This is a genomic window from uncultured Bifidobacterium sp., assembly GCF_949292005.1.
Classification (GTDB): Bacteria; Actinomycetota; Actinomycetes; order Actinomycetales; family Bifidobacteriaceae; genus Bifidobacterium.
In genome coordinates this window covers 1-9,843 of sequence record NZ_CASEXV010000026.1, presented here as the reverse complement: position 1 = coordinate 9,843, position 9,843 = coordinate 1, and the positions used below count along the sequence as shown (strand labels likewise).

The following is a 9,843-nucleotide window of genomic DNA, read 5'->3' as shown; positions in this document are numbered from 1 at the left end:
CTCTGGGGCTTGACGTGGCGGCGCTCGTGTTCATTCCTCAGATGAGGATTCAGCAGAGCCGCGCGCTTCTGGCGCAGGCCACGACGGCGACCACGGCATCATCCGGTTCAGGGGCGTCGGCCTCATCCGGATCCTCGTCGTCCTCGTCCTCGTCCTCCTCTGGAGATTCCGCGTCCTCGTCATCGACGGGGTTGCAGGATGGAACGTACACCGGATCGATCACGACGACCGGTCGCGGCGACGTGCAGGTGCGGATCACCGTGTCCGGCGGATCGATCACGGCGGTCGACGCGCTGCAGTACCCGCAGGAGAATCCGACCTCCTCGTCGATCAACGATCAGGCGATCCCCATATACGTCAAGGAGGCCCTGGCCGCGCAAAGCTCCGAAATCCAGCTGGTCAGCGGCGCGACCGAAACGTATGACGGATTCACCGGATCCCTGCAGGACGCCATCCTCCAGGCGAAGGGATAGAGGCGCCATGCATGCTCGGACGCTCAACGTGATGAATCTGCCCTTCACCATCCTTCTTGACGGGCCCGGCGACGCGCGGGTCATGGAGTCCGCGATCGGAGGAATCGGGGATGTTCTCGTCGACGTCGACCGGCGTTTCTCTCCCTTCCGTTCCGATTCCCTCGTCTGCCGATATCGCGCGGGGGACAGGTCGATGCTCACGGACGACGACTTCACCGACGTCCATAGCCGTTCCCTGCTGGCCCGGATGGAAACGGACGGCTTGTTCGACCCGTTCTTCCGTGGCGGCTACGATCCCACGGGACTCGTCAAGGGCTGGGCCGTCGAACGGGCCTTTGACCTCGTGCTGAACCCGCTGATCGCGCAGGGGAGCATCGCCGCGGCGGCCATCAACGCCGGAGGTGACATGGCCGTGGCCCCGCGTGCGGACGGCGACCTCTGGCATATCGGCGTCGTTGACTCCCACGACGGACGACGATTCGTGGCGGCCTTCGATCTGCCGTCCGGAGCCGTGGCGACGTCGGGAACGAGCGAACGAGGCGAGCATGTGGTGCGTCGCTTCCATGACGTCGTTCAGGCTACGGTTATCGCCGACTCGCTCGTCGATGCCGACGTATGGGCCACCGCTCTCCTCGCGGCGTCCCTGCGTGATATCGATCGTCTGGTCGGCGAGCACGGGCTTACCGCCGTTCTCGTCCTCGGACCGGAGCGTATTCTCGCATACTCGAACGGCCAACGAACCGAACCGGTGGAGCACGTCAGAGGGGTCGTTGCTCAATGGCCCGCCGGTGGTAGGGAATCCTGCGATCGGCATAGGGAGGTCCTGCGATGAACGATAGACGGTCCTTCTCCGCTCTGACTCTCGTCTGGCTTGTGGTTCTTCTCGTCCTTCCGGCCCCGATGATGCTCACGTTGTCACTCGGTCTTCCCGTCATTCATCTCGGGAGTCTCCCGGCCATGCAGATGGGCGTCGTCGCCTATACGTGGATGCTGGCGGCCGTGTTGCTGTCCGTCCGTCCACGATGGCTCGACCGTGCCGTGGGCCTGCCGCACATCTACGTCGTCCACGGCGTCATCGGTCTTCTGGCCGTCGTCGCCGCGCTGGCGCACGATCTGTTCTCCTCGTCAACCGGGCTTGTGAAGCAGACGGGGACGCTGGCGCTGATTCTCCTCATCTCCCTCGCCTGCTGGTCGATCGTGTTCATGTCGGGATGGCTGACGTCGCGCATACCCCTGCTGGCGCGGATCCGATCCCTGGTGGAGCGCCTGGTCCACCATGAGACGTCCGTGTGGCTCCATCGACTCAATCTTCTCGCAGTCCTTCTGGTGTTCGTCCACGTGCAGCTCATCGACTACGTGTCGTCCATCCGCTGGTTCATGGTGGTGCTCGACGTCATGACAGCCTTGACCCTGCTGCTATATGTTCTCGGCAAGGCCCGTATGCGTAGGCAGGCGTTGCATGGACGTCTCGTCGCCCATCGCATGATCGCGCCGCGCGTCCATGAGCTGACCGTCCGCGTCGGGATTCCCGCAACGACGACATGGGAGGCTGGGGACTTCGCGTTCATCCGGTTCCCCGGAATCACGGGCATGCACGAGTATCATCCGTTCTCCATCGTCAACGCGCCGTCGTCGGATGAGAGGCCGGCTGATGGTGGAGACGAGGCCGCCTGTCCGTCGCCGCGCGAAGGAGCGAAGGTGGTGCTCTGGACTTTCGCCATTCGCGAGGATGGTGACTTCACGCGCGGGCTGCGGTCCGTCGCCGTCGGCAGCGAGGTCGGTCTTCTTCCGCCCTATGGCAGAATCCAGCGTTTCCTTGAGGAGCATCGCGACTCGCCCATCGTGATCATCTCCGGCGGAATCGGCGTGACGCCGATGATGGCCGTGGCCGAACGCTTCACCCGTCGCATGGCCGCCGTCGTGTACACGGCGAAACGTGGGGAGCTGCTGCCCTATGCCGAGCGTCTCCACCGTCTGAGCCAGCGGCATGACGGCCCCGTGATCATACAGGAAGGCAGGCTGAGCCGCAGACAGATGGAGGACGTCGTGATCCCCGGGGCCGTGTATCTCATCGCCGGACCCGGCCGGATGCGCAGGACGTGGGCGCGCTTCCTCAAGGGCCGCGGAGTCCCGTCCACGCGGATGTACGACGAGCCCTTCGCCTGGTGACGGCAACCGGAAGAAACGCCCAGGCATACTTATTTGGTGGTCGTGCCGTCAGCCTGTTCCTTTTTTTGATGGCAGCGTCTACCGGTGTGGGATCTTCTTGTGCCATCCTGAAACCGATCGTACAGGATCGACCGGTTTCATCGGGCAACGCGCTGCAGGTCAGCAGCCATGCCGGCACGAACAGAGAGAACCAGATTCTGCCGATCCGGGCGGATGCCCTGCCGTCGAATCTCGCGACCAGCTCATCGAACGGAGTCGCCCGCAGAAAGAGAAAGATGGCCGTGGTGAGACCCGCGCACATCAGCAGCATCCACAGGATGCACGGGATGTCGATGACCGGCTGGGGTATCGTGCATAACCTCCCGATGATTCCGGATATGATCCACCAAATCACCAGCATATGCCTATGCGCAAGGCATTGAGGTTGACGAAATCCGTTCTGCGACAGGGCCTTTCGCGGCAGCCACCGTGAGTGATTCGACGTCCGTGGAATGGACGGGACCGCCATCCCATGGCGCCTTCGTGGCTACCATGCACGGTATGGACTTCGGCAGACTGGCATTCCATGACTTCGACCCCTCGGCGGACGCCGCTCTCGTCGCCCCTTCGACGGCCAAGGCCGCTCCCGCCGTCCCCGGGCTTCGTGTGGCGGCGATCGATCCCGAGCTGTCCGACACGGACGCGTTCTGCGAGCACTACGACATCGGTCCGGACGTGACGGGCAACTGCATCATCGTCGAGGGCAGGCATGCGGGCGTCGTCAGTCATGCCGCGGTCGTCGTGGCCGGGGACGCCCGTGCGGACATCAACGGCATCGTCAGACGCGCGTTGCACGTCCACAAGCTGTCCTTCGCGCCCATGGAGGCTGCCGTGGAGCTCACGGGCATGGAGTACGGCGGCATCACCCCGGTCGGGTTGCCCGCCGAGTGGCCGATCCTCGTTGACGAGAAGCTCGCCGTCAGGGACGAGGTGCTTATCGGTAGTGGTCTGCGCGCCTCGAAGATTCTTCTGCCGGGTTCCTCTCTCGCCGCGCTGCCGGGGGCCGTCAGCCTCGCGCTGCGCAGGGAGTAGCGTCGTCGGGGAATGGCGCCGGCACAAAAGGCAGAAGACATGACGCAGGGACAGGGGATCAGGGAATTATGAAATGGGACGCCGACCGGTACGACCGCGATCAGGACTTCGTCAGCGCCTACGGCAGATCGCTGGAGACTCTCGTCCCCGCGGGCACGGAGGCGCTTCTCGATCTGGGCTGCGGGACGGGCACGCTCACCGCGGAGCTTGCGGGGCGCATCCCGCATGTGGTCGGGGTGGACGCCTCGGCGGAGATGGTCGTTCGCGCCCGACGCGAGCATCCCGGCGTGGAGTTCCGTGTCGCCGATGCGCTCGACCTGCCGTATGACGGTGACTTCGACGTGGTCTTCTCCAACGCCGTGTTCCATTGGATCCCCGACCATCCTCGGCTGCTTTCCACCGTGCGGCGCGCGCTGAGACCCGGGGGACGGCTTGTGTGCGAGTTCGGCGCCAAGGGCAACATCGCCCGCGTCGATGCGGCCATGGGACGGGCGATGCGTCGGCGCGGGCTGGATCTGGCGGTGCGGTTCGTCTTTCCCGGCGATGACGAGTTCCGTCGCAATCTTGAACGCGCCGGATTCCATGGCATCGACGTGGGCTCCTACGACCGTCCCACGCCGCTGGGCGGTGGAGAGGCGGGGCTTTCCAGCTGGCTTCGGCAGTTTCATGCCGACGATCTCGCCCGGGTGGACGAGGACGAACGGCGGACGATCATCACCGAGGTCGAGGAAGGGCTTCGGGACGACCTTTGGGACGCGGCGCGCGGCTGCTGGATCGCCGACTATCGTCGTCTGCGCGCCGTCGCCGTACGGTAATGCGCTGCGCCTGATGTCGTTCGCTACTCGTGATGCATTGACGTCAGAAGTGCTGAATGTCTTCTTATGGCTTCGACCGTCCGTGAGATGATGCCATCGACGTCCATGCCGGCCATCTCCTCGGCGACGGAGTCCAGCTGCGCATCCAATGATGAAAGCGTGTCGTCGACGATGTCCGCTGCCTCGTCCTTCGCGATTCTCAGGGAGCGTGCTGAGGCGACGAGCGTTTCCGGGAACACCTGCTCGAGGTCGAAGGTGGTTCCAAGACGCATGGGGAAAAGCGGATGCTCGTCCTTTCCCAGGAAGGCGCCGATGGACACCACGTCGTAAAGAGGTGAGAGCACCACTCCGGATCCCGACAGCATCAGCGAATAGTTCTTCGCGTGTGCGTCCGTATTGAGTAGAGCGGCGTTTGCCGTGACGGCCCTCAAAAAGGATCTGCCGACGTCACTCATCGACTCCGGCTCCAATCGTGTTGCGAACAGTCGCCCGATCTGACCGATTCCGGGGCCGCCGTCCTGTCGCTGGTGCTTTCGGGTCGGTGGAATCGACATCGCCTGACAGAAATCCTCCTGATGCAGACGCCGATAGGTGCCGTCGCCTCGTCGTTCACGGTCATATCTCTCGGATACCACGGCGCGCATGGTTTCGTCCGGTGACGTCCAGAGCGTCGATCGCGCCGCAGGCAGTCCGATGGCTGCGACGACGTTCTGACAGAAAAGCTCGACGATATCAGCATCGGGGAATGTTTCTGTCCCGATCGGCAGGGGTTTGACGATGCACGTCGAAGGTGTCCCTCGCTGAGGCACCGCCCAGCATCCGTTCGTTGTTCTTGTCAGTGCGAGCTTTGCCTGTGCTCCTGCCAGACTCATCCGCTGTGTGCCGTTCCATGCCGTCCCGGAACCATAGACGTCCAGAATGTCGCGCAGCATGGAGGACAGCTGATGATCATCGATGGGGCGCATGCTCGTTCTGTTCGCCGTCGAATCCTCTGACTCCTCCCCGGGGCGAACTAGCTGTAGCGCCCCAGCGACGTCATGTCCGACGTGTTCGAGCAGTGCGAAGGGCGATTGCGCGGAGACCTGATATCTCCTGGACATCGCTTGAATCGCCAGGGGATTGTCGGGAAGCAGCCCCTCAAGGAAAGGAAGAACAACACGGTTCCCATGCCGGCTCTGCCCCAACGGCATGGACAGTGAGAGGGGAGTGGCCCCCTGTTCGCTCGCATACGCACTGTCGTACTCATACGACAGGGAACCCGATCGGCTCATGTGAAGCTCACCCATACGCCGTCCGTCCATGAGCACTTCAAGAACACGGTCACTCATCGTCCACGCTCACGTGAAGCCCGATTGACGAACAGACCATGAGGATGCGTCTGAAGTCGAACGACGCCTTGCCGAGCTCGACCTTGGCCAGCCAGCTGCGCGAGACGCCGGCGCGTCTGGCGAGAGTCTCCTGGGAAAGACCAAGGAGTGTGCGGCGCTGCCGTATGGCAAGACCCATGTCGTACATGGTCCTGATGGGCGATTTCATGGTCGTCTCCCTGATCTGGTGTCCGCATCGAGTATGTCGATGCACTGGAATTTAGCGTACGGATGTATATGAATGTACACAATTCATATTGTATATGTTCGTATACAGCATAATGTGTTCGCGATCTTCTTCCTCCTTCACGAATGCGTCTGACCAGGTTCATTGGGTGCCTACGGCAGGTCGCTTGAGACGATCATTCCTTCCGCTCCTGTTGCGCTGACCGGTGTTCCCGGTTCCCTCCGCGGCGAAGTTTGACATCCTCCATCATTCGCGATATATACAACCAGTTGTACAAATAGTGCGGTATGGAGGCAGTGCATATGGAGGAGTCGAGCGCGGTGACGGTGGATGCGGTTGACGGATCGGACGCTCCTGAACGGAGCGAGGTGGAGGGATTCACCCTTCAACGACGTCTGATCAGACTGGGATACCTCCTCATCAATCGCCGCGATGCCGATCTGCATGCGCACGGACTGACTGCGAGCCAATCGGGGACGCTTCTCTATTTCGCGTCGCATCCGGGTTCGTCATGCCGGGACCTGAGCGCGAAAATGGAGGTCACCCATCAGGCGGTGCAGAAGACGATGTCGAAGCTGCGCGACAGGGGTCTTCTCGAGACCAGGGTCTGCGCCGGCGACGCTCGTGAGCGCGAGGTCTTCGCCACCGCCGCGGGGGAGCGCATGGCGCGCGAGCTTGAGGGCAACGGAACGGATGCCGGACGCGTGGCGTTCTCCCGTCTGACGTCCGATGAGCGTCGGCGACTGGCGGACATGGTCGATAGGATGGTCGCCGCGCTTGAGGACGTCGATGCCCTGGAGGACTCCGGCACAACCGCATCGGATGATTCCATGAAGCCGGTGAGGTGCTGATGTCGGCAACGACCATCGTGAGAACGGCGAACGGTCCATGGCATCGGCGCGGCCTTCTGCTTGCCGGACTCGCCGCGAACGCCCTGGGGGTGGCCGTCGTGACCGAGGCGCATCTGGGGACGTCGCCCATCGCGGCGATACCCTACGGCCTGTCCCTGGTGGTTCCCGGTCTCACGCTGGGCGAGTGGACCATCGTCTTCGGATTGGCGCTGACGGCCGTGCAGATCGTGATCGACCCGGCCGAGCCCGATTGGAGGAGTCTGGGGATCCAGACCGTTCTGGGATTCGTCTTCGGATACGCCATCGACGTGTTCGTGCCGGTGGCCCGACTGCTGAGTCCCGCAGGATACGCTCCCAAGGTGGTGATGCTTTTGGGCGGCTGTCTGGTCATCGCCGTCGGCGCGTTCCTCGAGGTGATGGCGAATCTGGCCATGCTGCCCGGGGATGCCTTCATCCGCGCGTTGTGCCGGCGCTTCGATGCGCGTTTCGGGAAGGTGCGCGTCATCTCGGACGTGACGATGTCCGTCACGGGGGCTGCGGTCTGCTGGATCTTTCTCGGTTCGCTCGGAAGCGTGCGCGAGGGCACCGTGATCTCCGCCATCGCGGTGGGACTGATGATCCATGGTCTCGCTCGCATGCGGACGATGGCGAAAAGTCTGTAAGCGCAAGACGAACAAGACGAACAAGACAAATCAGAAACAAAGGAGTGAATGATCATGACGATCATCAACGGATACGAGCAGAGCGACCGCGAGGAGCCGATCGACATCGTGGACCTGCCCTCGCTTGAAGGACGCGCGCGGAAGATCATCCCCACCGGCGCCTTCGGCTACATCCAGGGCGGTTCGGAGGACGAATGGACGCTACGCGAGAACACGGCGGCATTCGACCACGTCCAGATAGTTCCCCGGGCGCTGACGAACGTGGAGAAGCCCTCCACCGACACCGAGATATTCGGGATACCGCTTAAGACCCCCATCATGATGGCCCCGGCCGCGGCGCAGGGGCTCGCGCATTTGCGCGGGGAGATGGCCACCGCCGAGGGCATGGCTCAGGTCGGAGCGCTGATGGCCCAGAGCACCTATTCCTCGACCACCATCGCCGACACGGCGGCCGCGGGGCATGGCTCGCCGCAGTTCTTCCAGTTGTACATGAGCAAGGACCGGGACTTCAACCGCAGTCTGCTCGACGAGGCGATGAAGGCGGGTGCCAAGGCCATCATCCTCACCGTCGACTCCACCGTCGGCGGATACCGTGAGGCGGACGTCGTCAACAAATTCCAGTTTCCCGTCCCCATGGCGAACCTCGCGCGTTTCTCGGAAGGCGACGGCAAGGGCAAGGGCATCATGGAGATCTACGCCGAGGCCGCGCAGAAGATCGGTCCGGAGGATGTCGGGCGCATCGCCGACTACACCCATCTTCCCGTCATCGTCAAGGGGATCGAGGCGCCGGAGGACGCCCTGCTCGCCATCGACGCCGGCGCGTCGGGCGTGTACGTCTCCAATCACGGCGGTCGTCAGCTCAATGGTGGTCCCGCATCGTTCAATGTTCTTCCCGAGGTCGCCCGGGCCGTAGACGGACGCGTTCCCGTGATGTTCGACAGCGGGGTGCGGCGCGGCTCGCACGTCTTCAAGGCGCTGGCCAGCGGCGCGGATCTCGTCGCCCTGGCCAGGCCCGTCATCTATGGTCTCGCCCTGGGTGGGGCGCAGGGGGCGGCCAGCGTGATCCGGCATCTCAACAAGGAGCTGCCCATCGACATGCAGCTCGCCGGGACCCGCACCATCGACGATGTGAAGCATGCCAAGCTCATCCGTCGATAATCAGGAAACCAATGAGCTCGGAGATGGATCGGGGCGCGGACGTCAGAGCCTCTGCTCGTGCACGGAGGCGTTGACCCATTGGCTTTGCTCGACGTGATTTCCCGAGAACGTTCCGATGTCGAGCATGCAATCGCGGTAGTCGCGACCGTGGGCGATGGTGATGTACCCGTCGTCCACCATGCGGTCGTGCGTGGGATCCAGCCCGATCCATCGCCCGTCCTCGTACACCTCGACCCAGGCGTGGGTGGCGCCCTCGCCGTTGAGGAGACCGGCGATGTATCGCGCGGACAGTCCCAGATGACGGCATGCGGCGAGCATCACGTGCGCGTAGTCCTGGCATACTCCGCTGCCTTGGGCCAACGCCTGTTCCGCGGTGGTCCGCACGGTCGTCGATCCGGGTGCGTAGGTGAACGCGTGGAAGACCTCGTCCATGACCTCGGCGGCCCTGGCATGCGGTGCGACGTCGGGGGCGAGCCGTGCGATCCGCGCGGCGCAGCGGGACGACAGGGCCGTTATCTCCGGTCCGGGGACGGTCAGTGAGGAGTCGAAGCGGTACAGCGGTTTGAGAGGTTCGGACTTGACGTGGTCGGTGTCGACGAATGCCAGACCGGTGACCCTGTATCCGAACGTCGTATGCTCCTGTGGAATGTAGCCGGTGATGACGATGGAGTCGAAGGAGTCCACGGAGGTCTCGACGGGAACGTCCGGCTCCAGAACGACCTGGGTGTCGACGATCTGCTGCCGTGGACCGGTGGCGGGAACGCATCGCAGCTGGAATCGGTGCTCGGTGACCGGTGAGCTGAACGTCAGCCTCATCTCATAGTCGAATTCGAGCTTTCTCACATCGTCTCCTGACGGCCTACCGCGCCGACGGCTGTGCCTCTTCCCGCACCCGCGTCCCCGTCATGTGCGGAGGCGACACCGGTCATGTCGACGTCCACGATAGCATCGGCGCGTGTCGGCTCGTATCGTCAGAGGGTTCCGCGATCCGGCGCCTGGCTGGATCCGTGTCTGTCGAGGTTCATGCTCATGGATCTCAGCATTCCCGCCGCATAGTAGTCCGACGTGGCCATATGCGTCCGGCAGCCAT

The 9,843-nt window shown here is 63.4% G+C and carries 12 protein-coding genes; 9 read left to right on the top strand and 3 right to left on the bottom strand.

The window, feature by feature from the left end:
• The 6 genes from Q1X90_RS01585 to Q1X90_RS01560 form a co-directional block, all read left to right on the top strand.
• The coding region (locus Q1X90_RS01585; RefSeq protein WP_300765911.1) for an FMN-binding protein at window positions 1-473 on the top strand (473 nt) is incomplete at its 5' end.
• 7 nt (window positions 474-480) lie between these two features.
• Window positions 481-1,305 carry an FAD:protein FMN transferase gene (locus tag Q1X90_RS01580; protein ID WP_300765910.1) on the top strand — a complete coding sequence of 275 codons (825 nt, stop codon included), beginning with the start codon at window positions 481-483 and terminating at the stop codon, window positions 1,303-1,305.
• Entirely contained in the window at window positions 1,302-2,642 is a 1,341-nt protein-coding gene (locus tag Q1X90_RS01575) for a hypothetical protein (protein ID WP_300765909.1), read from the top strand. The genes Q1X90_RS01580 and Q1X90_RS01575 overlap by 4 nt, the downstream gene beginning before the upstream one ends.
• The gene (locus tag Q1X90_RS01570; protein ID WP_300765908.1) at window positions 2,639-3,064 is read left to right on the top strand and encodes a hypothetical protein; all 426 of its coding nucleotides are present in this window, start codon (window positions 2,639-2,641) and stop codon (window positions 3,062-3,064) included. The genes Q1X90_RS01575 and Q1X90_RS01570 overlap by 4 nt, the downstream gene beginning before the upstream one ends.
• Before the next feature lie 109 nt (window positions 3,065-3,173).
• Entirely contained in the window at window positions 3,174-3,713 is a 540-nt protein-coding gene (locus Q1X90_RS01565; protein WP_300765913.1) for a YbaK/EbsC family protein, read from the top strand.
• Between the two features lie 68 nt (window positions 3,714-3,781).
• Window positions 3,782-4,528 carry a class I SAM-dependent methyltransferase gene (locus Q1X90_RS01560; RefSeq protein ID WP_300765907.1) on the top strand — a complete coding sequence of 249 codons (747 nt, stop codon included), beginning with the start codon at window positions 3,782-3,784 and terminating at the stop codon, window positions 4,526-4,528.
• A 23-nt stretch (window positions 4,529-4,551) separates the two neighbouring features.
• On the opposite strand, the gene Q1X90_RS01555 is transcribed toward Q1X90_RS01560, so the two are convergent.
• Window positions 4,552-5,829, bottom strand: a complete 1,278-nt coding sequence (locus Q1X90_RS01555) for a HipA domain-containing protein (protein WP_300765912.1) — start codon at window positions 5,827-5,829, stop codon at window positions 4,552-4,554.
• Between the two features lie 19 nt (window positions 5,830-5,848).
• Window positions 5,849-6,064: a helix-turn-helix domain-containing protein gene (locus Q1X90_RS01550; RefSeq protein WP_300765906.1), complete on the bottom strand. Its 216-nt coding sequence runs from the start codon at window positions 6,062-6,064 to the stop codon at window positions 5,849-5,851.
• 305 nt (window positions 6,065-6,369) lie between these two features.
• Here Q1X90_RS01550 and Q1X90_RS01545 point away from each other — a divergent pair, with 305 nt between their 5' ends.
• From Q1X90_RS01545 to Q1X90_RS01535, 3 genes are read left to right on the top strand one after another with little or no spacing between them, the layout of a single operon-like run.
• Window positions 6,370-6,933 (top strand): MarR family winged helix-turn-helix transcriptional regulator, encoded by a 564-nt coding sequence (locus tag Q1X90_RS01545; protein WP_300765905.1) that lies wholly within the window; start codon window positions 6,370-6,372, stop codon window positions 6,931-6,933.
• On the top strand, window positions 6,933-7,595 hold the full coding sequence (locus Q1X90_RS01540) for a DUF6198 family protein (RefSeq protein WP_300765904.1): 663 nt from the start codon (window positions 6,933-6,935) through the stop codon (window positions 7,593-7,595). The genes Q1X90_RS01545 and Q1X90_RS01540 overlap by 1 nt, the downstream gene beginning before the upstream one ends.
• A gap of 48 nt (window positions 7,596-7,643) precedes the next feature.
• Complete coding sequence (locus Q1X90_RS01535; RefSeq protein ID WP_300765903.1) at window positions 7,644-8,753, top strand: lactate oxidase; 1,110 nt, start codon at window positions 7,644-7,646, stop codon at window positions 8,751-8,753.
• Between the two features lie 42 nt (window positions 8,754-8,795).
• Here Q1X90_RS01535 and Q1X90_RS01530 read toward each other — a convergent pair whose 3' ends face one another.
• A complete protein-coding gene (locus tag Q1X90_RS01530; protein ID WP_300765902.1) occupies window positions 8,796-9,596 on the bottom strand; it encodes a transglutaminase family protein in 801 nt (266 codons plus the stop codon).
• Window positions 9,597-9,843 lie beyond the last annotated feature (247 nt).